This window comes from Caenispirillum bisanense, from assembly GCF_039523075.1.
Taxonomy (GTDB): Bacteria; Pseudomonadota; Alphaproteobacteria; order Rhodospirillales; family Rhodospirillaceae; genus Caenispirillum; species Caenispirillum bisanense.
In genome coordinates, this window is record NZ_BAAAEP010000046.1 from 1 (window position 1) to 26,023 (window position 26,023).

The following is a 26,023-nucleotide window of genomic DNA, read 5'->3' on the forward strand; positions in this document are numbered from 1 at the left end:
GTCGCCTGGGACGCCACCACCGACTGGGCCAAACCGACCACCAGCCCGTGGCTGAAGGAGAAGGGCGTGCCCGGCTTCGGCGTCCGGTCGACGCCCGACGGCGGCATCGCCGTGCCCCTGCGCACCCTCGCCGGCCGCATTGAGGACGTGCTGCTGATCGACCCCGCCGGCGTCGGCCGCCGCGTCGTCGGCGCCGAGGTGCCCAAGCCGCTGGTGCATGTCATCGACCCGCGCGACCGCCTCGGCAGCGGGCCGGTGGTGATCGCCACCGGCTACGCCGAAGCCGCCGCCATCCACCGCGCCACGGCGGCGCCGGTGGTGATGGCCGCCGATGCGGCCGACTGGCCCGCAATCGCCAAAGCCCTGACGGACAAGCACCCCGACACCCGCATCGTCCTCGCCCTGCCACCGACACTCGCCGTAGCAGCGGCCGAGCCCGCCGCCGAGCTGGGCGTGACGGTGGTCGCCGAGGACGTGGCAAACCGCACACGGCCGGAGCACGCCAAGGACCTCCGCCGCCTGTTCGCCGCAGCGCTGGACGACCAGGTGCTCCTGCGCTGGGACGCTGCTCGCCCCGCCACCCGCGACGACATCGCACCCACCCCTGGCTCGCCGCCGGCCGGATCACCGCCGGCGCCCGCATCGACGACGCCGGCGACGTCCTGCTGCCGCTGCGCGACGCCGACCTGCGTCACGCCGGTCTGCTGGCCGTCGACACCGCAGGCCGCGAACGCTGGCACCTCGACGACCTGCCGGCCGACGCGCCCAAGACCCTGATGCACGTCCTCGGCGGCTGGCTGGGCGGCAAGGACAGCGGCCCGCTGGTGGTCGCCGACAGCCTGCCGGCGGCGCTCGCCCTCCACCGCGAAGTCAAGGCGCCGGTGGTGCAGGCCGCCGGCCACTTGGCCGCCACCGTGGCGGCCCTGCGCAGGCGCTTCCCGGAACGGCGGATGCTGCTCGCGTCGGCATCGCCAATGCCGCTACCAGCACCCCGGAAGGTCGAGCCGCTGGCGATGCCGGTTACCTGCGATTGTCGCCGGCAGATCCATGCCGCCGCGAGAGCGCGTGGCTTGAATCCGCGTGACCAACGAAAAGTGATTGCCATAGTACCCTAAAATGCGCCGACCGGCTGCTGGACTGCGCTAAGATCTGGCTGCTCCGCTTGAACTGAGCGCTCCTGCAGGAAAGCGTCATTAAGACGGTATCGCTTCACTTCGCACCGTCACCCTAATATTTGCTACCGTAGTGCTCTGTGGTAGAGGTGGACTCCTCACGATATTCCTGGGGGAGGCGGGTAATGGAAGGTGATGCCGTCGTTGCGGAACTCGAACAGCGTCCGGCGCTGGCGATTTCTGTCTCGCTAGCGCCGAAGCTGAATCTGGCCTTTCATCAGAACGCGGTCCCGTTTCTCCGGGAACTGGCCCTGGTGAATGCGGCCGAGACACCCATAGCCGACGTGACGCTCACCTTGACGTCCGAACCGGCATTCCTGAAGCCCCGATCCTGGTCGCTTCAGGAAGTCGGTGCCGGCCAGACATATCATCTGCGGGATCTGGACACGGCACTGGACAGCGCCTTGCTGGCGACGTTGACCGAGGCGCAGGCGGCCCGGGTGACGATCACCGCCTCGGCAGGGGGTGATGTCCTGGCTCGCCTCGACCATCCCGTCGAACTGTTGGCGCGCAACCAGTGGGGCGGCGTCGGCCACATGCCCGAACTTGTGGCGGCTTTCGTGCAGCCGAACGATCCGGCGGTCGACCGTATCCTCAAGAAGGCGGCGGACATCCTGCGCGACCACGGCAAGTCGGCCGCCCTCGACGGTTACACGCACGACGCGAAGCGCGCCTGGGAGATCACCTCGGCGATCTGGAGTGCGCTCGGGTCCATGGGTCTTGACTACGCCCTGCCGCCGGCGAGCTTCGAGCAGACCGGCCAGAAGGTCCGCAGCCCGTCGCAGATCGCCGACGGCGGCCTCGCCACGTGCCTTGAAACGACGCTTCTTCTCTGTGCGGCCATCGAGCAGGCCGGCCTCAATCCGCTGATCGTCTTCACGCGGGGGCACGCCTTCGCCGGCGTCTGGCTGAAGGACGAGCAGTTCACGACGGTGGTCGTCGACGATGTTACGGCGCTCCGCAAGCGCGTTCGCCTCAAGGAACTGGTTCTGTTCGAGACGACGCTGACCACCCAGCGCCCCTGCCCGGCTTTCAGCATCGCATCGGAGCGGGGAGCGCGTCAGGTTTCGGAGGCCGAGGAAGACGCCTTCGAGTTGGCCGTCGACCTGCGTCGCGCCCGCATGCAGCGCGTGCGGCCGCTGGCGAGTGATGCCGCCCCGAAGATCGCCGATGCGGCTCCGGCCGTCGCAGATCTGGTGCCCGTCTTCGAGGATGCACCGGATCTTCCGGCCGACGACATATCCCGGCCGCAGGAGGATGCGCCTCAGACGCCGAAGGGAAGGCTCGACCGCTGGCAGCGCAAGCTGCTGGACCTGTCGCTGCGGAACGCACTGCTCAACTTCAAGGTCGGCAAGCGCGCCATCCGGCTTGATGCGCCGGATCCCGGACGCCTGGAAGACCTGCTGGCCGATGGCAAGGCCGTGCGCCTGCTGCCCCGCCCGGACCTGATGGACGGGCAGGACCAGCGCAGCCGGGCCATCCACGAGAGCCGCACGCTTGAGGACGTCCGGCGGGGTCATGCGCTCGATGCACTGTCGCGTGCCGAGGTCCTGGTCGACATGCGCCAGGACGAGTTGGACACCCGGCTGGTCGATCTCTACCGCACCGCCCGCGCCACGCTTCAGGAAGGCGGCGCCAACACGCTCTTCCTTGCGCTTGGCTTCCTGTCGTGGACGCGGGACGAGCGCGACGACAAGCGGTACCGGGCCCCCCTGATCCTCATCCCGGTGACTCTGAACCGCAAGAGCGTGCGGTCGGGCTTCAGCCTGACGCTGCACGACGACGAACCGCGCTTCAACCCAACCCTGCTGGAGATGCTTCGGCAGGACTTCAAGCTGACGATCCCGGTCGCGGAGGGCGACCTCCCGAAGGACGCTAGCGGCCTGGATATCGACGGCATCTGGCGTTCGGTGGCGGAAGCCGTCAAGGATATCCGCGGCTGGGAGGTTTCCGAGGAGGTGGTGCTTGCCACGTTCTCCTTTGCCAAGTACCTGATGTGGAAGGATCTGGTCGACCGCACCGACCAGCTGAAGCAGAATCCCGTTGTCCGCCACCTGATCGACACGCCGCGCGACCCGTATCCTTCCGACCTTGCCTTCCCCGACCCGCGACGGATTGATGCGGACCACGGGCCGGAGCAGGTGTTCTGCCCGCTCCCGGCGGACTCGTCGCAGCTTTCCGCGGTGCTTGCGGCGGCCAAAGGCAAGGACTTCGTCCTCGTCGGCCCGCCGGGCACCGGCAAGAGCCAGACCATCGCCAACATCATCGCGCAGTGCCTCGCCGAAAAGAAAACGGTGCTGTTCGTATCTGAGAAGATTGCGGCGCTCGATGTGGTCTACCGCCGCCTGCGCGATGTGGGTTTGGGCGAGTTCTGCCTGGAGTTGCATTCGAGCAAGGCACGCAAGCTCGATATTCTCGACCAGCTCCGCAAGGCGTGGGAGGCGAAGGGCGCCGTCGATACCGCGGCTTGGCGCACTGAAGCGGCACGCCTGAAGGATCTGCGGGACCATCTCAACCGCTACGTCGCTCGGTTGCACCATCGGTATCGCAATGGCCTGACGCCACATCAGGCGCTTGGTCGTGTCATCGCCGGGCGCGACATGCCGTCAGTGGCCCTGTCCTGGCCGTCGCTCGACGCACACGACGAAGCCGCCATGCAGGCGCTGCGGGATCTGGCCGAGCGCCTCGACATCAACGCGACGGAAGTCGGCGGTGTGGCCGACAGTCCGTTGTCGGTCATCGCCCGCGGCGACTGGTCGCCGAGTTGGCAACAAGCGCTCCTGACGGCGGCCGGCGAGGCCGTGCCTGCCGCGCAGGACCTGGAAACGGCGGCGCGGGCACTGCGCGAGGCAATCGGCCTGCCCGACCTGCCGCTCGACCGACGCACACGGGACGCCCTGGCAGGCCTCGCCAAGGTACTGCCCAAGGCGTCCGGCCGTGACTGGCGCTTCGTCCTGCGGCCCGATATCCGCTCCCTCGCCGACCAGATGGCGCAGGGTCTGGACCTCATCCGGCGCCACGACGAAGCGCGGGATCGACTGTCGATTGCCTATCCTGACGCGGCGCTGTCGACTGATCTCGACGGTCTGAAGGCACAGTGGCAGGAGGCCGATCAGGCCTGGTTCCTGCGCGCCTGGTCGCTCCGCCGGGCGGTACGATCGGCCCTGGCGGCGGCGGCAGGCGGGCGCCGCACCGAGGCGGTGGCGCCGGACCTTGATGTCCTGCTGCAGATACGGGCGCTACGGGCGGAGATCGCCGAACTCGATCCGCTGCAGGCTCAGACCGGCGGACTCTGGGCCGGTCTGAAGACCCGGCGTGAGGATCTCGACGCCGCCCTGACCTTCCAGCAGGACTTGGCCTCCGCCATGGCCGCCCTCGCGCGGACGGCCGATGAACTCGCCGCCGTGCGGGGACCGATCGAGCGGTTGCTCGGCGAGGGCAATGCGCTGCTGGACCCCGCTGGCCCCATCGTCGGCGCCGGACGCGCCTACGCCGAGGCCGCCGCACGATACCAAGAGAAGTTCGACTCCTTCGCCGGCTTGGTCGGTGTAGCGGCCGATGAGCTATCCTCAGCGCACTGCACGACGCCGGCGGATCTGGTGGAGGTATGCCGCGGCATCCTGCCGCTGGCGCCGAAGCTGCATGCATGGTGCGCCTGGCGTTCCGTGCGGCGCGACGCGGCGGCACTCGGGCTCGCGCCCCTTGTCGAGGCGCTGGAGCGAGGGCAGCTCGCGCGCGGAACCGTCGCAGAAGTCTTCGAGGTCGCTTACTGCCGCTGGTGGATCAATGCAGTGGTGGACGCCGATGACGTGCTCCGCAGCTTCGTCTCCGCCGAGCACGAGAAGCGTATCGCCGACTTCCGCCTTCTCGACGACCGTTTTACTGTCCTGACGCGCGAGTATCTCCGCGCCGGCCTGTGCTCCGAACTCCCTGACCGGGACGATGTGAGTCGATCGTCCGAATGGGGTCTGCTGCGGCGCGAGATGGAGAAGAAGAAGCGTCACCTGCCCCTGCGAGAGCTGGTCAGCAGCCTGCCCACGGCGCTGACCAAGCTGGCGCCCTGCCTGCTCATGAGCCCGCTGTCCATCGCCCAGTACCTGGCGGCAGGCACCGCCATGTTCGATGTTGTCGTCTTCGACGAGGCGTCGCAGATCCCGGTGTGGGACGCCGTCGGCGCCATCGCCCGCGGCAGGCAGGTGGTCATGGTCGGCGACCCGAAGCAGCTGCCGCCCACCAGCTTCTTCGACCGCGCGGAAGCCGATGCGGACGACGACGACATCGACGTCGAGGGTGATCTTGAGAGCATCCTCGATGAATGCCTCGGTGCCAACCTGCCCACCATGAACCTCTCGTGGCACTACCGCAGCCGCCACGAAAGCCTGATCGCGTTCTCCAACCACAACTACTACGGCGGCGGCCTGGTGACCTTCCCGTCGCCGGTGACGGAGGACCGCGCTGTCTCCTTCCATCACGTCGCCGACGGCGTTTACGAGAAGGGCGGAGCACGCATCAACAAACCGGAGGCGAAAGCGCTGGTCGCCGACATCGTCCGGCGCTTGAAGGATCCTGCGTTCAAGGCCGCCGGCATGACCATCGGCGTCGTCACATTCAACGGCGAGCAACAGCGGCTGATCGAGGACCTGCTCGACGAGGAGCGCCGCAAGGACCCGTCCATCGAGCCCTTCTTCGCCGAAGACGCCCTCGAACCGGTGTTCGTCAAGAACCTGGAGAGCGTGCAGGGCGACGAGCGCGACGTCATGTACTTCTCCATCACCTATGGGCCGGACAAGACGGGCCACGTCTCCATGAACTTCGGCCCGATGAACCGCGACGGCGGCGAGCGCCGCCTAAACGTGGCCGTCACCCGGGCGCGGCACGAATTGCGGGTGTTCTCCGGCCTGCGGCCGGAACAGATCGACCTGTCGCGCACCGCGGCCATCGGTGTGCGCCATCTCAAACACTTCCTCGAGTTCGCAGAGCGCGGCCCGCGCGCCATCGCCGAAGCTGTCATGGGCTCCATCGGGGACTTTGACAGCCCCTTTGAGGAGGCTGTCGCAGAGGCCCTCAATCGCAAGGGGTGGCAGGTTCATCCGCAGGTCGGTGTTTCGGCGTTCCGCATCGATCTCGGGGTGGTCGATCCCGATGCGCCGGGGAAGTACCTTGCCGGCATCGAGTGCGACGGTGCCACCTATCACCGTTCCGCCACCGCCCGCGACCGCGACAAGCTTCGCGAGCAGGTGCTGCGCGGCCTGGGCTGGGAGATCCTGCGCATCTGGTCGACCGACTGGTGGCACGACGCGGGCGGGGCGCTCGAAAAGGTCCACGTTCGCCTTCAGGCCCTGCTGGAGGAGGTGCGAACCCGGCGAGCGGCCGAAGAAGAACAGGCTCGCGCCGCGGCTGCCGAGGCGGAGACCGTGGTGGAGGGGCAGGACACGCCGGACGACACGGGCGTGCCGGGTGATGCCCCCCTGACCTCGGAAACGCAGGACAATCAGGCTGTCTGCGGAGTCGCAGCCGAGATCAAGCGCCAGCCTGCCTATGCCCGAAACGCAGCGGCTCCCGCCCCCGCGGCCTCGACTGCGACAGTGAACTTCGTGGAGGCTGATCCGCTCGCTGCCGTTCCCGCAGCCGATGCCAACGTCTTCTTCGAAGCCACCTATGACGACACGCTGCTTGCCATGGTGGCGCGCGTGATCACGGAGGAAGGCCCGGTGCGGGAGGATATTCTGGCCCGCCGCATCGCCCGTGCCCACGGGTGGGTCCGCACCGGCGGCCGCATCCGGGATCGCGTCAGCGAGATCGCCGGCCGCCGCCACCGTCACACGATGGAGGACGTCGGCCTGTTCTTCTGGCCGGTCGGGGCCGAGATGGGGTGGTGCGCCACTTTCCGCCGCCCCGGGATCACCGATCCCCGCAGCGTAGACGAGATCGCGTTGCCCGAACTCGTGGCGCTCGCGCGTGAGATGAGGGCATCCGGCCTGACGGACGAAGAGGCGATCACCGCCATGGCGCGAGAAGCCGGTCTCCAGAAGCTGCGCCAGACCGCGCGCGACCGCCTTGAGGCCGCCTGGCGGGCCGCCATGGCGGAAGCCTGACCGGAAGACAAAGCCCCTGGACCGTCTCCCGGTCCAGGGGGCTTCGTCTTTCCTACGCCGGCCACCACAGCCGCTTGAGTGGCAGCAGGCGTTGCGTGTCGACCGTAAGGCGGTCGTAATGCTCCAGCGTCAGTTCGACCATCATGTCGAGGTCGACCAGGGTGATTGGCACAGCCGCCCGTTCCGCCTCGTAGTGGGCCTCTCGCGCGAAGCCGCCGGTGCTGACGAACAGGCAACGATCGCCGGGCCGCCGGCCGCCGAGGAAGCGGCGAATTTCCGGCGCTCCCATCCGGCCGTTGCGGTGTCTCACCTCGACGAAGATGCGCGGGTCCTGCAAGCCGAGACCGTCGGGAGAGGCCAGTACGTCAAGGCCGCGATCGGGCCCGACCGGCGTCACCCGGCTCTTGTAGCCCATGCCGCGCAGGAGGCCGGCGACGAAGTGCTCCATGTCGCGCGCCGACAGGCGGGTCAGGCGGTCCTTGATGAACTCCACCGCCTTGACTTCCAGGTCATCGAACAGGACCTGCTCGGCCTCCTCCTCGGCCTCCGCCGGCGGTGAGACGGCTTTTCCGGCCAGCGCGGCGAGCAACTGCTCGGATACCGCAGGCGCGATCTGGAAAAGCGTCGACGCCGAGCCGAGCGAGTTCTTCGCGTCCATGGAAAGCGCATCGCGCGGCACCTCACCATCCCACTCCACCGCCCGACAGTTGGGATGCCGCTCGTCGAAGGTGGGATCGTAGACGTAGCCGCCGGTGATGCGGCCTACCAAGTAGGTGCGAGCGTCGGGATCGTAGGTAACCATCCGGTCGCCCACCTCCATTTCGCAGCGGAAGCGGTAAACTTGGCCAGCGTTCATGCCGACCTCGTACTGGTTGGACTCCGCCCAGACGGCCCGCACTTTCTCAGCCACGGCCTCGCGGGAGTCGAGGCCGTCAAGCGGGCCCAACTCGTGCCAGCCGATGGCAACCCTCTTTTCCTGCCGGAAGCGGGAGAACAGGGTGCCGCCGCGGCCGGAGCGGACCATCCAGGTGTTGGGCATGGAGGAGAGACTCCCTACAGCCGCCATTCCTTGCAAAGCGCCTTGATCAGAGTCCGTTGCCGTTTTTCCAGGACTTCCGGCGTCCATTCGGCTTCGTTCAGGACCTGCGACGTCAACGCGAAAGGGCTCACGCCTTTGCGCTGGAAGTATTCCTTCTTCTTGCGGTCGAAGTCGTAGTTCTGCGCCTGGCCGTTCTTCTGGCGGGAAAGGAGGACCAGGTTCGCCAGACGGTGCGTCCAGTAGTCGCGTTCGTCCGGATCAGGGAACCACTGATGCCAGACGGACCCGTTCACCGGCGATTGCGGCAGGACATGTTCGATCGAGATGACCTTGTGGTCGTAATTGACGCCCGCGTCGGCAAGCGCGCTGTCCAGGCGCAGCAGAAGCGGCGTCCGGACGCGGATCTGCTGGTAGATGGGTCCGTCGAGGGCCGTCGCAATGTCTTTCTGCTCTTCCGGTCGCAACTGCAGCGGACTGCCCTCGGCATAGAGATCGGCACCCGTCTCGAGAGCCTTCAGGACCTCGGCGTAGCGGTTGATACGCACGTTGATGTTGGCGCGCATCACGTACATGCCGTAGGCGAGGCGCTCCAAATCCTTGAAGAACTTAAGAAGCTCAGCGGGCGAGTGACGGTTATCGCGGAAGAAGACGAGTGCCGGCGGCACCCAGTCGTAGTTTTCCAGCCTGTTGAGGTGCTCCAGCGTTCGATTCACCGGCTCCGCGCCTGCCTTGCTTTCGTAGGCAGACCAACCGACGATGCCATAGGCGTCCGCGTATGGCTGCAGCACGCTGTCGATGAACTGGGCGGGATTATCCACCGCCTTCACGCCCTCGCGGAACTCCTTGGTCAGGGCCGCGCGCGCCTTCTGCTTCACGAAGATCATGCGAATGTGGGAAAACAGCTCGGCGAATTCGTCGCTGCCCAGCTCCTCCTCGATTCCTTCCCACGTTGCCGTGTAGACGTCTTTCTGCGCGTCCGGCAGCGCACCGATGATCTCTGCCTTGAGGATGTCAGTGGCGGACAGGTTGAGGCCACGGTCGTTCATCACAGAGAAGATGCGATATGCAGACTCCTGATCCGACGCCGAAACCACCACAAGGAAGCATCGCTGCATAAGGAAGGCCGAGAAGCGCAACCGCTCGTCCGGTGTCATCTCCACCACCGCTTTCCAGAAGAATCGAGCGTTCTGGATCAGGCGCTCCTGAACGTCGTTGTTGAAGCCGCCTTCGTGCACCAGCCGCTCGACCGCCCCCTGGACCTGGACGTTGCTCTGGAAGAACTCGCGATCGCGCGGGCGAAGTGTCAGACGATACCTATCCTTGTTGCCTTCAATCGGATTGCCGACTTCGCAGATATAGCCATGCAGGAAGGATCCCGCCGACGGACCTGCCATGTCGCGCAGCACGCACAGCAGCAGGGTCAGGGTCGTCAGGCGCTGCTGCCCGTCGACCACCTCCGCTTTGGTGCGCCCTTCCTCCTTGATGAGAACGATGCTGCCCAGGAAGTGGGGGGCCACCTCGTCCATCCGCCCGAGGTCCGCATCGGGATAATCGTCCAGGTGGGCCGTCAGATCCGCGAAGAGCTCCGAAGCCTGATCCTCGGTCCACGAGTAGGGACGCTGGTAGGGCGGAATCTCGAAAACATAGTCATTGCTGAACACACGACGGAGTTCCTTCTCCGTCGCCGTAATCTTCTGCATCATGGCCTTCTTCCCCCTCATAGCACCGAGACCCGGTACCGCCGAAAAGCGTCGCAGAAGACGATATTTCGGCGCTCATGGCAAGATCCTCAACCGGAGGATGCTTCCGCGTCCCTTGCCTCCCACCACTCCAGGATCGTCCGCAGGCGTGGGATGGCGCGGTCGTCGAGGATGAAGCGTTGGCGCTCCCATGCCGCCACGAAGTGGGCACAGGCGCGGTAGAACCACCATCGGCTCGGACCGCCGGGCAGAACTCCGCAACGCAGTCGACCGCCCCACGGCCACTCAAGGCAATAGACGGCCGCCAAGTAATTCTCCGCCAGCAGAAGGCGCCCGTCGGAGCCGCGGCGGCGGATGGCGCGCTGGGCGATGCGGGTTCTGCCCGGCTGCAGCGCCTCGATGCGCGCGTCAAGGTCGTAGGCGGCGAGGCGCGCCGAGGGGTGGATGGGACGCTCCAGGTCCGGCCACAGAGCCAGCGCCTCCGCCAGAAGCGCCGGCGCCTGCGGGTGGCCTTGCGGATCGGCGGCCGCCTCCGCCTGCGTCAAGTTAAGAAGGTGGTGCAGGAAGCGGCGCGACCCGGCGGCGTCTTCCGTGAGCCGCCACATGGGCAGGAGGCAGGTCACTTGGTCCCGCCCACCGGCCTCCAGCGTCGCAATAGCGCGCAACAGCCGCTGCCGCCAGTGCCGGGGGGTGCCCCGGCGACGGAGGCGGCGCCGGCGGCCTCACGCCGACCCGCTCCGCCAGCCCCGGCCGCGCCGTGCCGTGCCCGCGCCGGCCGCGGCCCGCTCCGCCCGGATGCGACCAAGCAGCACGCTCGCCGGCTCGTCCGCCGGGTCCTGCGGCACCAGCTCGCCGCGGAAGGCCTTGGCGAGGATGGATTGGGCGAGGGTGGCGAGGCGGGGGGCCGCCGCCTCTACCGTCCGCTTCTGCGCCTCCGCTTGATTAAGCGCGCGTTCGAGGCGTTCCAGGATCTTCAGCATTTCGTCCCGTGGCGGAAGCGGCATGGCGACTTCCCGCAGGCGATCCTGGGCGATGTTGCGCATGGACATCTGATTGCCCGAGCTTGACCGCTCCAACTGGAAGCGGCCAAAAGGCGACCGCAGCCACTGAAGAGCCCAACGCTTCACGAGATCGTCCACGAAGTCGAGCCGGAGCACCTTGTCGCTGAGGTAAAGCCGCTTCTCAACCTCGCGAACGATGACGCAGGCGCCGACCAGTTCAATCGTATTGGCGCGACTGAGGAGAAAATCGCCCCGCTTCACCCGGATCTTCTCGTCCAAGACCTCGCCGCCCCGCACGGTCTTGCTCTCTGCCTCGTCGAACTCGCCCCAAGTGACGGCGCTGATCTTGACGAGCCCGATCTCGTCCTGCTCCGGCGGCCGTTCGTCGCATCGGAAGCTTTTGCCGGCGACGATCCCCGAAAGAGCCTCGTCGAGCGACGCCCAAACCCATGAGCGCGGAAGCTCGGGCAGATCGAGGTCAGCGGGAATGGCCGCGGCGGGTTTGGGCCGCGACCGTCCGGCGACCGCTACGGCTCGGGTCTCGGAAAGCGCGCGCAGGAATGCGGAAGCATCGGTGCTGGGGTGAGCCGCCCGCCAGTCGGCCGTCACGTCGCCGCGGAAGGCGGCGGCGAGGACGGATTGGCGGTAGCGGTCGAGCAGTGCCGGTAGGGCGGCCAGCGCCTCCTTCGCCCGCCGCGACCGCGCCGTCAGCGCCTCGATCTTCTCCACGATCCGCCGCTGCTCGGCGAGGGGTGGGAGGGGGAGCGAGATGTTCTCGATCATCTCCTTTGTGAGCGCTTGTCTCGTGACGCCGTAGTTCTCGTCGTTGATCCACCTCTGCATGGCGGGAGCGGCAAGAAAAGCGCGCACGAATTCGGACAACACGCCGCTGCACGGCCGGATAATGCTCACATGCTGGTTCACGCGTGCGCCGGCAACTTCGGGAGGCGCCGTCGCGACGCGGCCGATAGACGCTCCGGTGATATTGAGCAGCACGTCGCCCGCTTCTACGACGACGTTTCTCAGCGCTTCGGCCTGCTCATCGTTGAGGAAAGCGATGCCATCGTGCCGAAAGCCGTCATAGTGGATGTTCAACGAGCGGATCAGAGGGATGCCCTGTTCCGAATACGCCGCCGCACCTCCCTTGGGCGTGGCTCCACTTCCGATCTTGGTGCTGATCTCGCCAAGCGGTGCGTCAACCCAATGCGCCGGAATCATTCCGCCGCCTCCGGCTCAACTGCATCCCCCTCGCCCTCCAGGGCCAGCAGGTCCGACAGGGCTTCCATTTCCTCTAGGGCGGTGCGCAGGGTGTCCATGATTTCGGCGGCGAGGATCTCCGGGTCGGGCAGGTCGTCGGCGCCGCTGCCTTCCTCGCGCAGCCAGGTGATGTCCAGGTTGTCGGCGCGGGCGGCGATCTGGTCGCGGGTGAAGGGGCGGAACCGGCCGGTCTCGCCCTGGTCGGTGCGGGCCGCCCGCCCCTGCGGATCGGTGCCGAAGGCAGCCTCGAATTCGGCGAAGTGGGCGCGCGTCAGTGGGCGGGTCTTGCCGAACTGCGGCATGTTGGTGCGCAGGTCGTAGATCCAGGTGACGCGGGTGTTGCCGTGCGCCTCCTGCCCGCGGGTGAAGAACAGCACGTTCGTCTTCACGCCCTGGGAATAGAAGATGCCCGTCGGCAGGCGGAGGATGGTGTGCAGGTCGCACTTCTCCATGAGGTCGCGGCGGATGTCGCGGCCGGTGTTGTCCTCGAACAGCACGTTGTCGGGCAGCACCACGGCGGCGCGTCCGCCGGGCTTCAGGGTGCGGTAGATGTGCTGCAGGAAGGCGAGCTGCTTGTTGGAGGTGGGATAGGTGAAGTCGCCGCGGCTCGGCAGGCCGCCGCCCTTCTTGGTGCCGAAGGGCGGGTTGGACAGCACGAGGTCGGCCTTCGGCAGGCCCTCGCCCATCTCCGACAGGGTGTCGCCGAGCAGCAGCGTGCCCTCCAGCCCGTGCAGCATGAGGTTCATGAGGCCGAGGCGGTGGGCATCCTGCACCAGTTCCACGCCCGTCACGGCGGAATGCTTCTGCCAGTAAGCCTCCGCCTGGGTGAGATCGAACAGGTCGTCGGTGGCGCGGCACAGGTGCTGGTGCGCGGCGATGAGGAAGCCGCCGGTCCCCGCCGCCGGGTCCTGGATGGTCTCGCCGGGGCGCGGGTCCATGAGTGCCACCATGCTGTCGATGAGCGGACGCGGCGTGAAGTATTGCCCGGCGCCGGACTTCTTCTCGCCGGCGTTCTTCTCCAGCAGCCCCTCGTAGAGATCGCCGAGCCCCTCCTCCTTGGCCGAGTACCAGTCCAGCCCGTCGATGGCCTCCACCAGCGTCTTCAGGTTCTTCGGCCGCGACAGCGCCGTCTGCGCACTGGCGAAGATCTGCTGCACCAGCGCCGACCCGTGCGTGCCGAGGTGGATGAGGAGGGTCTTGTAGAAGGTGAGCTGCTCGACGCCATCCTTCCCCCGCAGATCCCGCCAGCGGTGGCCGGCGGGAAGCTGCGCCTCGACGTCCTCGCCCCGCTCCTCCGCCATCTTGAGGAAAAGCAGCCAGGTCAGCTCGGTGACGTACTGATGATAGGTGATGCCATCGTCCCGCAGGACATGGCAGAGCGACCAGAGCTTGGCAACGATGTCTCGGGTGGGGGTCATATTAGCTCGCAGCGCGGCTGATCTGGCTGGGGTCAATATTAAAGCCGGCCTGCCGCAGCCGATCAACCAGTCGAGGAACGACCTCTTTTACGTGATCATTGAAATGCAGGTAGATGATGCCGTGCGCGTCCGACGGCTGCTCGATGTGTCCTTTGACCAAGATGGCGACCCGCTCCCGCGTCAACGACGACAACAGCATTCCCATCTCCAGGACGACATTCTGCCTCGGGCGTGGCTTCGCATTCGCCTCACCCTCTCGCTTGGCATAGCCGACGTCGTCCGGGGTCATCAGAACGATGCCAAACTCCGCCTCCGGCGTCTTCCCGATCTGCCGCTCGAGAGACTCGATGATTGTCAGGCCCTGACCGGACGTGTTTTGGAGGACGAAAGGTTCAAGGCCGAGAAGAAGGAGGATGCGTTCAAGCTGCTCCCGTGTGATGTCATCATGGCCGTGGACCACAAAGATCTTAGCTGGAGCGGCCCTGGCCGATTGGGCTGCGGGCGGGACCGCGATGGCAGCCGGAGCGCCCCCGAGGGCGGCCTCCAGGGCGACCTCAAGCTGGCGTTTCTCGCTTTCCGGCCCTTGGAAGTTAATCGTCTTCTTTCTGGCGTTCCACCAGTTAAGGACGGCGCCGTTATGCGCGCGGTACTGGTAATGGTTGTCGGCCGGGTTAGACCAGTCACCAGCAAAGCCTGTCAGAGCCACTGCAGCCTTCAGCTCCTCCAACGTCCCCAAGAACTTGTTCACTGTTCGCTCCTCATAAAGTGAAATCCCTTATACCACTCCGCATGCCCTCGTGGTTCGGCATGCCCGGCTTCGTCAGCCAGCCCTTCGGTTCGGCGTAGCTGTAAATCGTCCGCGCTGGCGTTTCGTGCCACGTGATGTTGAAGGCCGCCAGCTTCGGGAAGAAGCACAGCTCCGAGTACGGCAGGTGGTCGTGGATCCACCATGCCATGGCTTGCCACGGCGTGCCCGCCTCATAGCGGTCGGCGAACCAGGGGATCACGATGCAGGCCGTCGCTCCCATGCAGCCGGCGGCGTTGCATCGGTCCCAGATGTGGCCGGCGTAGTTGGCCTCGTTGCTGGCGCAGTTGAGCTTGTTGGCATTGCCGAAGCCGTTGACCTCGCAGCTCCGGTAGGCCGAGCGCACGGCGATCCGGCCGAAGGTGTCCTGTAGGGGCTCCAGCAACTCCTCGCACAGCTTCCGCCCGGCGGCGATCGCCAGGCCAGGGTCGTCGGGGACGTTCGGGATGCCGTGCCAGTTGGCGATCTCGCTGTAGAGGAAGTCGCGCATGAAGAAGGACTTCGAGAGCCGCACCCGCCCCAGATCTTCCAGCGCCTTGATGGAGCCGGGCTTACGCATCGGCGCTTCCTTCGCGCTCGGTCTTACGACGCGACCGCGCTTCTTCCCGGTTTTCCACCAAGCCGATTCTCACCAGCCGGGAAGAGATGGAGCCGTCGGTGCGGCCGAAGTCCCGGGCGATCTCGCCGATGGTGTCGCCGGCGTACCACCGCTGGGCCAGTTGCGTGTCCTGCTCCTCGTCCCAGGCCGCGCCGGCATTGGGCGGCAGGTCGTCCCGTCGCCGCGCGCGGGCGGGCGTCGCATCCAGCAGAGCGCTCAGGCCCTCTTCCAGATTGGCGGCCTCGTCCAGCGTCAGGTCGAGCGCCTGGGCACCGATGACCATGAGAACCCGCTCGCCGCCCTCATGGCTTTCTCTCTGAAGGCGCACGCGCCTACCGGCGACCGCCAACTGGACCGCCCTGGTAACCTGAACCTGCTCCCTCACCCCGTCCTCTCCCAGATCCCCTCGTTTATCTCCGCCAGCACTTCAGCCAGTCGGCCGCCGAACACCTTGTCGATGTGACGGAAGCCGCCCTTGTCGCGGAACGGGTCGGCGTCCAGTGCGCCGCGGTCCACGACCAGGTTTTCCTTGATCTGCTTGCCGATGCGCTTCAGCCACTCGCGCTGCGGCCCGGTCCAGTCAGGCCGGGCGAGTATCTTCGCGGTAGCACGTTCCACGCGCAAGTCCCATGGTTCCAGCGGGTCGCCGAGGGCGGCCTGACGGATGAAGCCGATGATGCCGGCGGCGATGTCCTCGTTCCTGGCTTCGCGCCACGCCGCCCGCAGGTCGGCCTCGCGGAAGCCGGCCCTGGCGAGTTCGAGCGCCACTTCCTTCAACTGCGCCCGCGTCAGGTCGCGGGGCCGCTGCGTGACCACAACAAGGGCCGGAAGGCTGTTGCCGCTGGTCTCCAGGAAGGCGTGGAAGCGCTTCAGGTAGTCCTCGGGCCGTTCGCGGTCGGCGCCGTAGCCGATGCTGGTGCGGCGGAAGGAGTCCGCGTGCTGGCTTATGGGGATGTGGACCGGCCCGCCGTCGCCGCCGCCGGCGTCGAGCAGGGCAACGACGTCGCCGTGGGCCGCCAGCCATCGGGCGGCCGCGTCCGGCGTGCCGTCCTTCAACCGCCGGATCAGCTCTTCCGGCGGGCAGCCGGCGGCGGTGCCGAAGATGTCGCGCTGCTCGCCGGTCAGGCGGCGGGCGCGGCGTTGCAGGCGGGCCAGGATCTGGTCGAGCAGGTAGCGGCCGCCCTCCGCCCGCCGCTGCGCGTCCTCGGCGGAGGCCTGGGCGGGCGCCACTGGCGGTCCGGCGAAGGGCGCCTGCCCGTCGCCGTCCTGCAATCCGGTGACGGGCGCCGGCGCCGGTGCGGGCGGCGTCTCGGCGTCGTGCTCGTCCGGCTCCGGCGCGGCGATGCCATAGAGCCGCAGCAGGTCTGCCGTCAGCCGCCCGAAGGAGACGTTGGGGTTGGCCGCGACCGGGCGCATCTCCGTCAGGTCCTGCATGGCGTCGTAGAGGCCGACGGCGTCGAACACGCGGAAGGCCGTCTTGCCGATCTCCGGGCACAGGCGGGTGGCGCGGCCGATCATCTGTTCGTAGAGGATGCGGCTGTTGACCCGGCGCAGGAACACGAGGTTGACGATCTTCGGCACGTCGATGCCCGTCGTCAGCAGGTCGACGGTGACGGCGACCTTCGGCATATCCTCGTTCTTGTAGTGGCGGATCTTCTCCAGCGGCTTGTCGGCGCGGCCAGTGATCTTCTGCACCAGGTCGTCGCGCACCGGGCCGTAAGCCTCGGCGAAGGCCGCCTTCAGCAACTCCACCACCATGTCGCAGTGCTGGTCGGTGGCGCAGAAGACGAGTGTCTTGCCTGGGTGGCCGGGATCGATCTCGGCCGCCAGGCGCTGGCAGATCACCCGGTTGAACGGTTCGGTGATGACGCGGCGGTTGAAGTCCTCCACCTCGAAGCCGAGGTCGTCGGGCGCCTCCGCCGTGTCGACGGAGCCGGTGCGGGCGTCAAACAGCTCCAGCGTCTCGCCCTTGCGCCAGCGAATGCCCTCGTCGGACAGGTCGGTGTGGAAGCGGACCGGCGGCTCGTGGTCCACCAGCCAGCCATCGACGACGGCCTCGCGGAAGCCGTAGGTGAAGACCGGCGGGCCGAAGATCTGCGTTGTGTGCAGGGCGGGCGTCGCCGTCAGGCCGATGCGCACGGCGTCGAAGCGGTCGAGCACCCGGCGGTACTTGGAGATGTAGTCGCGCTGGTCGCGGAAACGGATCTCGTCGTCGCCCATGTCGCGGTCGAGCAGGTAGCCGCGATGGCATTCGTCCACCACGACGCAGTCGTACTGGTCCACCGGCGGCGGGGTGCTGCCGTCCTCGGGGAAGAGGATGCGCTTGACCAGCGCCTGTACGGTGGCGATGTGGACCTTGGTGCCGGCCTCGACCACCGCGTCGCCCAGCTCGCGCACTTCGAAGATGTCGGCGAAGGGCTGCTGCTGCTCCATCCGCGTGTCCTTGAAGGCGTTGCCGGCCTGCTCGCCGAGCGCCGTGCGGTCGACCAGGAACAGGATGCGGCGGAAGCGCCGCGCCTTCAGCAGGCGGTAGACGAGCGTGATGCAGGTCCTGGTCTTGCCGGTGCCCGTCGCCATGGCGACCAGAACCTCGCGCCGGCCTGCGACGAGGGCCGCTTCCACGGCCCGGATGGCGCGCTCCTGGTAGTCGCGCAGGTCGAAGTTGTAGTCGAAGGGCTGAGCCGCGAGGTCGGCCTCCGCCGCATCTTCATCCTGGCGCAACAGCGCGAGCAGACCCTGCGGCGAGTACCAGCCCTCCAGCGGCCGCCGCAGGTTCGTTGCGCGCCGCAGGTCGCGGAACCAGATGCCTGACAGCGTCTCCATCTGCCGCAGGAACGGCCGGCCGTTGGTCGAGAAGGCGAAGGGGATGCGGTAGCCGCCCCACGGTCCGCCCTCGGGCGCCGTCATGCCGGCCTCGATCACGAAGCCCTCGGCATAACGCTGCGCCTGGTCGATGGTCTGGGAGACGTTGGCGTTGTGGCGCTTCGCTTCCACCACGGCGACCGGCGTGGTGTCGACGAACAGGACGTAGTCTGCGACGCCTGTTTCCGTCGGCCATTCGGCGATCGCCATGGCGGTACCCTTGCGCGGGCGGGCGCTGGCGGCGTGGGTGAGGGTGGCGGTGTCGGCCTGCCAGCCGGCATCGCGCAGGTGGTCGTCGATGAGGGCGCGGGTCGCCTGCTCGTCTAGATCGAGGGCCTGGCCCTGTCCCTCCGCCTCCTGCACGAGTGCCTGGATGTCTTGTGCCGATGCCGCCAGGGCGGCCGCCTGGACCTCGGCGAGGCGAGCCTCGGCGGCGGCGCGGTCGGCCTCCACCATATCGGCGAGGGCCTTCCACTGGACTCGCTCGCGTTCGGCGGCTGCGGCCCGCTCCTCGGCCGTCAGGCGGGCCGCGGCTTCCTCCTCCGCGAGGCGCCGGGCGCGATCGGCCTCGCCGAGCGTCTTGTCGAGTTCAGCCTTCAGACGGGCCAGTTCCGCCTCGACCGCCCGTGCGGCGGTGCGCGGATCGGGTGGCGGCACGAAAGGACCGGCTGTGAAGTCCCGCCGGCCGCCAAAGCTCCGGACGTACCAGACGCCCAGCATGCGGGCGTGCTTCAGGCAGGCCAGCGCCGTGCCGTGATCACCGTCGAAGCCGTGGCTGGCCTGGTTGCCAGCCTTGCGGATGTGGTGGAACAGGTCGGCGGCGTCGCGGGCGAGCACGCCGCGATCGGCAAGGCGTCGCAGACGGTCGAGCTGGTTCTCGCGCCCGTCGCTGTCGAGGCCGACACGGGCGCAGGCGAGCTGCGCCAGGTACTCGCCGTACTGCCGCAGCTTCAGCAGGCAGGTATTGGGGTCGTCTGCGAACGCCCGCTCCGCGAGCACGCCGAGGCGCGCCAGGCGGGCGTCATGCCCGTCCAGGAAGCCGAAGTTCCCCCTCTCCCCCGCGTTCCCCATCGGTTTGTTCCGCACCAGAAGCGACGGTGACGACTGGAACCGTACAACCTGCTGCGGATCCCCGCAACGTCGTCGCCGCGGCGAGCAGGCATGCGAGGCACGCTACAGGGCTCACTGATTTTTCATCCGTCGAGCGGGGCGGAGCGATGAGAGTCGGGCAGGACGTCCGCAGGGCGGGCCGGTAGTTCCACAGTTGGTCTACCGGACATATCCAGCCACGGGCGTAGCGGGATGAAGTGCGCGATATTTTGAGGCATTAATCTATCTTCAAAGAGATTCTACTAGGACACGTCGCCATCTTGGCATCTATGAACGATGTGCGGAAACCCGAAAGAAGGCGTCTGTCAGACCATATCTGTGGCCGCCATATCTGTGGCCGCCTTATCTGTGGCCGCCTTTATCTCATTGCCGTTGCCAGTCGAGGCTCGGCCACTCTTCGCTTCGGCGCGGTCTTCAAAGTTAGTAGCGACATCAATTACACAACAGCAGACGTACATAGACGTATTCCAAGAACAGCCGCATTTCGGCGAGTTCTAGCTTCTTGGAGTTTGAACCCGCCCTCGACGAACTGACGGGCAGGTTCGCGATACTTTACTCCGGGCTTGGCCGCCCTTCCATTCCGTCGGAGATGCTGCAGCAGGCAATGCTGTTGCAGGCTTTATACTTCCGTGGACATTCTCGAATGTAGCTCCCGAAACTCCCCCCCATCGAAAATCCGGGATCCGGAGTGAGAGCCTTCTCGGCCAACGGCGAGCCGGTTCCCTTCCAGACATCGTGGAAGTCGCGGCGTCCGTGGGCCCAGCACGCGGCCCCACGGACGCGCACCATGCCGGCTGCCTCGGCTCGTAGAGCTTGCGGAAGCCGGCATAGGCATCAGCCGGGCGGGCGCCGCTGAAACAGGCGAGGTGACACTGCGGGCGCTCGCCCTTGCCGTCGGGCGAGAAGTAATGGACGGCAGCCGGGGATCGGCGCCGGCCCAGCGCCGGTCCTCGCAGACAGATCCGGCTCTCCTTGACACCGCCCGGCTTGCCGGCCGCCTTCGGGCGGGACGGTCGAGCACCCTGATCAGGGTATAGTCGGCGTGCAGCCGCTCTACCGTCAAAACCGATGTCTTAATGCGCTCGGCCCTAGTGGTCGTGGGTGTTGCAGGTCGATCAGGTCGTGGGGGCGAGAGAAGCCACTGGAGACGCGGCGCGGCGTGGAGCATGCGGCTTACCAATTCGCCGCCAGCGCCAGCCTCGGTGCGCTGTACAGAAGCCGCAGGCTGGACTTCGAATGTATTTCAGGCGGACGAGAATGTCCTCCCTCCCGGACTCAGGTGTTCGGTTATCGATACCAGCGTCGTCACGCTCAGCATCCGAGTTGCGAGGGGTCTCCCGGCCTTCTTCCGCCACCCTCTCCACGGCCTCCCGCAGGTCGGCCAGCCGCGACCCCACGGGCGCTAGATCGATGCCCGCCAGATGCCACGCTCGCAGATCCCCAGCATGGCCGCGAGGCGCGCACTGCTGGCGACCACACGCAGCCGCCCGAGGCGCTTACGCCAGCAGATGCACCGCCACTGGCGTCAAGGCGGGGGGCACCTTCACGCCACGGAGGACCAGGCCGGTCACCGATGCTGTGGTGACCCAGGGGCGCTGGCGCCGCGCGCCGATGCCTCAAGATCTGGAAAGGTGTCGGAGCGATTCACCGATCCTGGCGCCCTGCTCCGGCTCGACCCTGAGGCGGCGCATTGCAATGCCTGTACAGTCATTCACGACCTCCGGGGCAGGAACCTGGCCCCACAAGATCGTCGCCATCCGAGAAAAATTCGACCGCTACTGTTATCCGTAAAGAAAAAAACTGTTAAGTCTCTTCTTTGGCGATGCGGCGAACCACGAAGAGCGGTACCGCATCATTTCGGCCCCCTGTAATAGTTTTATTAAAAGGGGTGGTGGAGCTGAGGGGAATCGAACCGTCACGCCGCAGGCGTGCCACCCAAGGACAGGGGTTCGATCGCCAACCCAAAACAAAACACCCGCCGTCTCGCGACAGCGGGTGTTTCTGAAACTTGGTGGAGCTGAGGGGAATCGAACCCCTGACCTCTACAATGCCATTGTAGCGCTCTCCCAACTGAGCTACAGCCCCATCGTTGTTTCCCAGCCGGTTGGGCGGCTGAGGACGCGGACCATAGTCGCTTCGCCGGCAGCCCGCAAGGGGAAAAATTCGCCCCTGCGAGAACCGGCTGCCGGCCCCCTCCGACAAGGCGGACAGGGGCCGGCGCGGCGGCTGGTCAGGTGTCGTCCTCTTCGGACTCCACGTGGTCCATCACCTCCGACATGTCCTCGTCGTCCTCGCCGAGGTCGGTGGTGTCTTCCATCACGTCCTCGCCGTCGTCATCGACGTCGACGTCAAGGGCGTCCTCATCCACTTCCTCGTCGGGCACCACGGCCTTGACCGGCTTGGCGACCTTGTGGTCCTTGGTGCGGCGGATCTTCAGCGGCACTTCGGCTTCGTTCTCGGCACCGCATTTCGGGCAAATGATGGGCGACTTGTTCAGATCATAGAAACGGGCGCCGCAATGCGTGCAGGTCCGCTTCATGCCCCATTCCGGTTTCGCCACGCGTGGTCCTCCCACTTCTGCTACTGGGGGGTAAGTCCTGGTGAAGCGGCCATTTGCCACGTCCGCCCGGCCCTGTCAAAGACCAAATGGCGGTGGTGGCGGCGGCCCGGCCCCAGGTCCTGCCCATCTTCCTGTTTGTCACGGACGCGCAGGCGGCGCAATGGCCTGTTGGCAGCCTTCCCGGGTGTGGTAAACACGAGCCTCTGCCGTTTCCCCCGGCCGCCGGCCGGGGCCTCAGTGAGAGATGCCGCCATGAGCACCGCCCCCAGCCAGCCCCACCCCCTGCGTTCCGATGCCGTACCGGGCCTGACGGGCGAGGTGCGGGTGCCGGGCGACAAGTCGATCTCCCACCGCTCGCTCATGCTGGGCGCGCTGGCCGTCGGCGAGACGGTGGTGCGCGGCCTGCTGGAGGGCGAGGACGTGCTGTCCACCGCCGCCGCCATGCGCCAGCTGGGGGCCGAGGTGGTGCGCGAGGATCACGCCGGCGAAGCGGTGTGGCGCGTCTGGGGCCGCGGCATCGGCGGCCTGACCGAGCCCGCCGACGTGCTCGACATGGGCAACTCGGGCACCAGCGCGCGGCTGCTCATGGGCCTGCTCGCCACCCACCCGATGACCAGCGTGATGACCGGCGACGCCAGCTTGCGCCGCCGCCCCATGAAGCGGGTGACCGAGCCGCTGCGCCGCTTCGGCGCCGATTTCTGGTGCCGCGAGGGCGGCCGCCTGCCGCTGGCCGTCAAGGGCACCGGCGAGGCGGTGCCGGTGACCTATGAAACCCCGGTCGCCAGCGCCCAGGTGAAGAGCGCCGTGCTGCTGGCCGGCCTCAATGCCCCCGGCGAGACGACGGTGATCGAGACGGTGGCGACCCGCGACCACACCGAACGCATGCTCGGCCACTTCGGCGCCACCCTGCGGGTGGAGCCGCACGGCGCCGGCGGCCGCATCGTCACCGTGGTCGGCCAGCCGGAGCTGATCGCCGCGCCGGTGGTGGTGCCGGGCGACCCCAGCTCCGCCGCCTTCCCGGTGGTGGCGGCGTTGATCACCGGCAACAGCCACCTGATCCTGCGCAACGTCGGCACCAACCCGCTGCGCTTCGGCCTTTACGAGACGCTGAAGGAAATGGGCGCAGACATCATCCTGCTGAACGAGCGCATCGAAGGCGGCGAGCCGGTGGCCGACCTGGAGGTGCGCTCCACCGGCCTGACCGGCATCGACGTGCCGGCCGAACGCGCCGCCTCGATGATCGACGAATACCCCATCCTGGCGGTGGCCGCCGCCTGCGCCTCCGGCACCACCCGCATGAACGGGCTGGAGGAACTGCGCGTCAAGGAATCCGACCGCCTGACCGCCATGGCCCAGGGCCTGGCCGCCTGCGGCGCCAAGGTGACGGTGGAGGGCGATGACCTCATCGTCGAAGGCACCGGCGAGCCGCCGCGCGGCGGCGCCACCATCGCCGTCAACCTGGACCACCGCATCGCCATGAGCTTCCTGGTGCTCGGTATGGTGACGCCGGAGCCGGTGGCGGTGGACGACGGCAGCGCCATCGACACCAGCTTCCCCGGCTTCGCGCGCATGATGAACGGCCTCGGCGCCAACATCCGCCCGCTGGTGGAGACGGCCGGCCCATGACCGCCGAACCCGCCACCGCCCGCCCCATGGTCGTCGCCATCGACGGCCCCGCCGCCTCCGGCAAGGGAACCCTGGCGCGGCGCCTTGCGCAGCATTTCGGCTATTCCTATCTCGACACCGGATCGCTGTACCGGGCGGTGGGCTTCGCCGTGCTGCAGGCCGGCGGCGACCCGGCCGACGCGGCGACGGCCGAAGCGCCGGCCCGGCGCCTCGACCCCGCCCTGGTCACCGACGACCGCCTGCGCACCGATGCGGTGGCCCAGGCGGCCAGCAAGGTGGCGGCGATTCCCGAGGTGCGGGCGGCGTTGCTCGACTTCCAGCGCCGCTTCGCGGCCGAGCCGCCGGACGGTGCGGCGGGGGCGGTTCTGGACGGGCGCGACATCGGCACCGTGGTCTGCCCCGATGCCGACCGCAAGATGTTCGTCACCGCTTCGCTCGACGTTCGTGCCCGCCGGCGATTCGAAGAGTTGCGCGGAAAGGGACTCGACGTTATAGAGTCCGCGGTCCTCCAGGACATGGTGGACCGTGATGCGCGCGATGCCGGACGCGCCGTGGCGCCGCTGGCGCCGGCGGAGGATGCGATGATCGTCGACACCTCCGACCTGGATGCCGAGCAGGTGTTCGCGCTGGCCGTGCGTTACGTGACGGATGGCAGGCTGGGGTGACGGGGCGACCCGTCGGCCCCGCGCTGTTTTTCGTCGCCGTTGCTTGAGAGGGACTGTCCAACGCAGCACCCCCGGATCGTCCGGGACGCCGCGATAAAGACCGCCGGATACAACCGGCTGGCCGGAAAAGACCAGTACACACGAAAGGAAGAAGTGAACATGGCTGAAGCCGCTGCCGATTTCGGCATGGAAGATTTTGCCGCCCTGCTTGAGGAAAGCCTCGGTCAGGAAAGCGGCCTGGAAGGCACCGTCATCCGTGGCACCGTGGTGTCCGTGGACGGCGACTTCGCGCTGGTGGACGTGGGCCTGAAGTCCGAAGGCCGCATCAACCTGAAGGAATTCTCGCGCGCCGGTGAGGAATCCTCCCTGCGCCGCGGCGACGTGGTCGACGTGTATGTCGAGCGGTACGAAGACCGCGACGGCATCATCGTCCTGTCGCGCGACAAGGCCCGCCGCGAGGAAGCCTGGAACGTCCTGGAGACCAAGTTCAACGAGAGCCAGCGCGTCGAAGGCGTGATCTTCGGCCGCGTCAAGGGCGGCTTCACCGTCGACCTGTCGGGCGCCGTTGCCTTCCTGCCGGGCAGCCAGGTGGACATCCGTCCGGTGCGCGACATCACCCCGCTGATGGGCAATCCGCAGACCTTCCAGATCCTGAAGATGGACCGCGCCCGCGGCAACATCGTCGTCAGCCGCCGCGCGGTGCTGGAAGAAAGCCGCGCCGAAGAGCGCGCCAAGCTGATGGCCGGCCTGAAGGAAGGCATGATCCTGGAAGGTGTTGTGAAGAACATCACCGACTACGGCGCCTTCGTGGACCTGGGCGGCGTCGACGGCCTGCTGCACGTCACCGACATCTCCTGGAAGCGCGTCAACCACCCGACCGAGGCGCTGTCCATCGGCCAGACCGTCAAGGTGCAGGTCATCCGCTTCAACCCGGAAACCCAGCGCATCAGCCTCGGCATGAAGCAGCTGGAAGCCGATCCGTGGGAAGGCGTGCAGGCCAAGTACCCGGTCGGCACCAAGTTCACCGGCCGCGTGACCAACATCACCGACTACGGCGCCTTCGTGGAGCTGGAGCCGGGCGTCGAGGGTCTGGTGCACGTCTCCGAAATGTCGTGGACCAAGAAGAACATCCACCCGGGCAAGATCGTTTCCACCTCGCAGGAAGTGGAAGTCATGGTGCTCGACGTGGATCCGGAAAAGCGCCGCATCTCGCTGGGTCTCAAGCAGTGCCTGGGCAACCCGTGGGAAGAGTTCAAGACCAAGTTCCCGGCCGGCACCATCGTCGAAGGCGAGATCAAGAACATCACCGAATTCGGTCTGTTCATCGGTCTGGAAGGCGAAATCGACGGCATGGTTCACCTGTCCGACCTGGACTGGAAGCTGCCGGGTGACGAAGCCGTCAAGAACTACAAGCGCGGCGACGTGGTGAAGGCGAAGGTTCTCGACGTCGACACCGACAAGGAGCGCATCTCGCTCGGCATCAAGCAGCTGGACGAAGATCCGTTCGACCGCGCTGCCGAAGGCCTGCGCAAGGGCCAGGTGGTCACCTGCGTGGTCACCGCGGTGCAGGACAACGGCATCGAAGTGGACGTCGGCGGCATGGGCACGGCCTTCATCCGCAAGTCCGACCTGTCGCGCGAGCGCAACGAGCAGCGCCCCGAGCGCTTCGCCGTGGGCGAGAAGATCGACGCCAAGGTTACGGCGCTCGACATGAAGGCCCGCAAGATCTCCGTCTCCATCAAGGCGCGCGAGATCGACGAAGAGAAGCAGGCGATGGCCGAATACGGTTCGACCGATTCGGGCGCCTCGCTCGGCGACATCCTCGGTGCCGCCCTGCGTCAGAAGCAGGAAGAGGACAACAAGGAAGACTAAGCGTCTTTCCTCTGCTGTCCGCGACCACCGAGTCGCAGCCCGGAAGCGCCCCGTTCCTGCCGGAACGGGGCGTTTTCCTTTGGCCCGGACGGGCCGCCGGCCGACCCCCGAAGTCGACCGGATGGTCAAAATGCTTTCCGGCGCAAGGGCTTAACCTTGACGCCCCGACAATGGTCTGGCAGGCTTTCAGGATACAGGCCGAGGCGCAGCGTCTTGTCGGCCGCCGTTCCGGGGGTTGGAGCG

At 67.2% G+C, this 26,023-nt stretch carries 16 protein-coding genes, 1 tRNA gene and 2 pseudogenes; 7 read left to right on the forward strand and 12 right to left on the reverse strand.

The genetic code is table 11. The features are described from left to right. From ABD056_RS17450 to ABD056_RS17460, 3 genes and pseudogenes are all read left to right on the forward strand, one after another. A pseudogene (locus ABD056_RS17450) lies at positions 1–777 on the forward strand (hypothetical protein); the annotation flags it as partial. Beyond that, entirely contained in the window at positions 777–1,115 is a 339-nt protein-coding gene (locus tag ABD056_RS17455) for a hypothetical protein (RefSeq protein ID WP_343868732.1), read from the forward strand. The pseudogene ABD056_RS17450 and the gene ABD056_RS17455, both read left to right, overlap by 1 nt. A gap of 182 nt (positions 1,116–1,297) precedes the next feature. Further along, positions 1,298–7,267 carry an anti-phage protein ProA gene (locus tag ABD056_RS17460; RefSeq protein WP_343868734.1) on the forward strand — a complete coding sequence of 1,990 codons (5,970 nt, stop codon included), beginning with the start codon at positions 1,298–1,300 and terminating at the stop codon, positions 7,265–7,267. 52 nt (positions 7,268–7,319) lie between these two features. Here the strand turns inward: ABD056_RS17460 and ABD056_RS17465 are convergent, their stop codons facing one another. The 9 genes from ABD056_RS17465 to hsdR form a co-directional block, all read right to left on the reverse strand. After that, positions 7,320–8,306, reverse strand: coding sequence for a restriction endonuclease (locus tag ABD056_RS17465; protein ID WP_343868736.1), 987 nt, complete (start codon positions 8,304–8,306; stop codon positions 7,320–7,322). Positions 8,307–8,320: 14 nt separating this feature from the next. Continuing rightward, positions 8,321–10,009: a DUF262 domain-containing protein gene (locus tag ABD056_RS17470; protein ID WP_343868738.1), complete on the reverse strand. Its 1,689-nt coding sequence runs from the start codon at positions 10,007–10,009 to the stop codon at positions 8,321–8,323. Between the two features lie 86 nt (positions 10,010–10,095). Continuing rightward, complete coding sequence (locus tag ABD056_RS17475) at positions 10,096–10,629, reverse strand: hypothetical protein (protein ID WP_343868740.1); 534 nt, start codon at positions 10,627–10,629, stop codon at positions 10,096–10,098. Between the two features lie 99 nt (positions 10,630–10,728). After that, complete coding sequence (locus tag ABD056_RS17480) at positions 10,729–12,225, reverse strand: restriction endonuclease subunit S (RefSeq protein ID WP_343868742.1); 1,497 nt, start codon at positions 12,223–12,225, stop codon at positions 10,729–10,731. After that, positions 12,222–13,682, reverse strand: a complete 1,461-nt coding sequence (locus ABD056_RS17485) for a class I SAM-dependent DNA methyltransferase (protein WP_343868745.1) — start codon at positions 13,680–13,682, stop codon at positions 12,222–12,224. The genes ABD056_RS17480 and ABD056_RS17485 overlap by 4 nt, the downstream gene beginning before the upstream one ends. Position 13,683: 1 nt before the next feature. Beyond that, the gene (locus ABD056_RS17490; protein WP_343868747.1) at positions 13,684–14,430 is read right to left on the reverse strand and encodes a TIR domain-containing protein; all 747 of its coding nucleotides are present in this window, start codon (positions 14,428–14,430) and stop codon (positions 13,684–13,686) included. A gap of 10 nt (positions 14,431–14,440) precedes the next feature. Beyond that, a complete protein-coding gene (locus ABD056_RS17495) occupies positions 14,441–15,046 on the reverse strand; it encodes a hypothetical protein (protein WP_343868749.1) in 606 nt (201 codons plus the stop codon). Continuing rightward, positions 15,039–15,368 (reverse strand): hypothetical protein, encoded by a 330-nt coding sequence (locus ABD056_RS17500; protein WP_343868751.1) that lies wholly within the window; start codon positions 15,366–15,368, stop codon positions 15,039–15,041. The genes ABD056_RS17495 and ABD056_RS17500 overlap by 8 nt, the downstream gene beginning before the upstream one ends. Before the next feature lie 98 nt (positions 15,369–15,466). Next, a complete protein-coding gene (hsdR, locus tag ABD056_RS17505) occupies positions 15,467–19,018 on the reverse strand; it encodes a type I restriction-modification system endonuclease (protein WP_343868752.1) in 3,552 nt (1,183 codons plus the stop codon). A gap of 520 nt (positions 19,019–19,538) precedes the next feature. On the opposite strand from hsdR, the gene ABD056_RS22970 reads away from it, so the two are divergent. Further along, on the forward strand, positions 19,539–19,706 hold the full coding sequence (locus tag ABD056_RS22970; protein WP_486303417.1) for a hypothetical protein: 168 nt from the start codon (positions 19,539–19,541) through the stop codon (positions 19,704–19,706). Positions 19,707–19,756: 50 nt separating this feature from the next. Here the strand turns inward: ABD056_RS22970 and ABD056_RS22975 are convergent. The 3 genes and pseudogenes from ABD056_RS22975 to ABD056_RS17520 all read right to left on the reverse strand — a co-directional run. Continuing rightward, a pseudogene (locus ABD056_RS22975) lies at positions 19,757–19,846 on the reverse strand (hypothetical protein); the annotation flags it as partial. A gap of 1,220 nt (positions 19,847–21,066) precedes the next feature. After that, a tRNA-Ala gene (locus ABD056_RS17515) sits at positions 21,067–21,142 on the reverse strand. A gap of 145 nt (positions 21,143–21,287) precedes the next feature. Next, the gene (locus ABD056_RS17520; RefSeq protein ID WP_343868753.1) at positions 21,288–21,617 is read right to left on the reverse strand and encodes a TIGR02300 family protein; all 330 of its coding nucleotides are present in this window, start codon (positions 21,615–21,617) and stop codon (positions 21,288–21,290) included. 252 nt (positions 21,618–21,869) lie between these two features. Between ABD056_RS17520 and aroA the strand changes: the two genes are divergently transcribed. From aroA to rpsA, 3 genes are all read left to right on the forward strand, one after another. Then, on the forward strand, positions 21,870–23,243 hold the full coding sequence (gene aroA / locus ABD056_RS17525; protein WP_343868755.1) for a 3-phosphoshikimate 1-carboxyvinyltransferase: 1,374 nt from the start codon (positions 21,870–21,872) through the stop codon (positions 23,241–23,243). Between the two features lie 26 nt (positions 23,244–23,269). Then, positions 23,270–23,908 carry a (d)CMP kinase gene (gene cmk, locus ABD056_RS17530; protein ID WP_343868775.1) on the forward strand — a complete coding sequence of 213 codons (639 nt, stop codon included), beginning with the start codon at positions 23,270–23,272 and terminating at the stop codon, positions 23,906–23,908. Between the two features lie 117 nt (positions 23,909–24,025). After that, entirely contained in the window at positions 24,026–25,780 is a 1,755-nt protein-coding gene (rpsA, locus tag ABD056_RS17535; protein WP_343868777.1) for a 30S ribosomal protein S1, read from the forward strand. The last annotated feature ends 243 nt before the right edge of the window (positions 25,781–26,023 follow it).

What these genes read in the sequence shown, in the direction of transcription:
- ABD056_RS17455 (WP_343868732.1), top strand. Translation starts at nt 777, where the DNA reads ATGCACGTCCTCGGCGGCTGGCTGGGCGGCAAGGACAGCGGCCCGCTG.
- ABD056_RS17460 (WP_343868734.1), top strand. Translation starts at nt 1,298, where the DNA reads ATGGAAGGTGATGCCGTCGTTGCGGAACTCGAACAGCGTCCGGCGCTG.
- ABD056_RS17465 (WP_343868736.1), bottom strand. Translation starts at nt 8,306, where the DNA reads ATGCCCAACACCTGGATGGTCCGCTCCGGCCGCGGCGGCACCCTGTTC.
- ABD056_RS17470 (WP_343868738.1), bottom strand. Translation starts at nt 10,009, where the DNA reads ATGATGCAGAAGATTACGGCGACGGAGAAGGAACTCCGTCGTGTGTTC.
- ABD056_RS17480 (WP_343868742.1), bottom strand. Translation starts at nt 12,225, where the DNA reads ATGATTCCGGCGCATTGGGTTGACGCACCGCTTGGCGAGATCAGCACC.
- ABD056_RS17485 (WP_343868745.1), bottom strand. Translation starts at nt 13,682, where the DNA reads ATGACCCCCACCCGAGACATCGTTGCCAAGCTCTGGTCGCTCTGCCAT.
- ABD056_RS17495 (WP_343868749.1), bottom strand. Translation starts at nt 15,046, where the DNA reads ATGCGTAAGCCCGGCTCCATCAAGGCGCTGGAAGATCTGGGGCGGGTG.
- ABD056_RS17500 (WP_343868751.1), bottom strand. Translation starts at nt 15,368, where the DNA reads ATGGTCATCGGTGCCCAGGCGCTCGACCTGACGCTGGACGAGGCCGCC.
- hsdR (WP_343868752.1), bottom strand. Translation starts at nt 19,018, where the DNA reads ATGGGGAACGCGGGGGAGAGGGGGAACTTCGGCTTCCTGGACGGGCAT.
- aroA (WP_343868755.1), top strand. Translation starts at nt 21,870, where the DNA reads ATGAGCACCGCCCCCAGCCAGCCCCACCCCCTGCGTTCCGATGCCGTA.
- cmk (WP_343868775.1), top strand. Translation starts at nt 23,270, where the DNA reads ATGGTCGTCGCCATCGACGGCCCCGCCGCCTCCGGCAAGGGAACCCTG.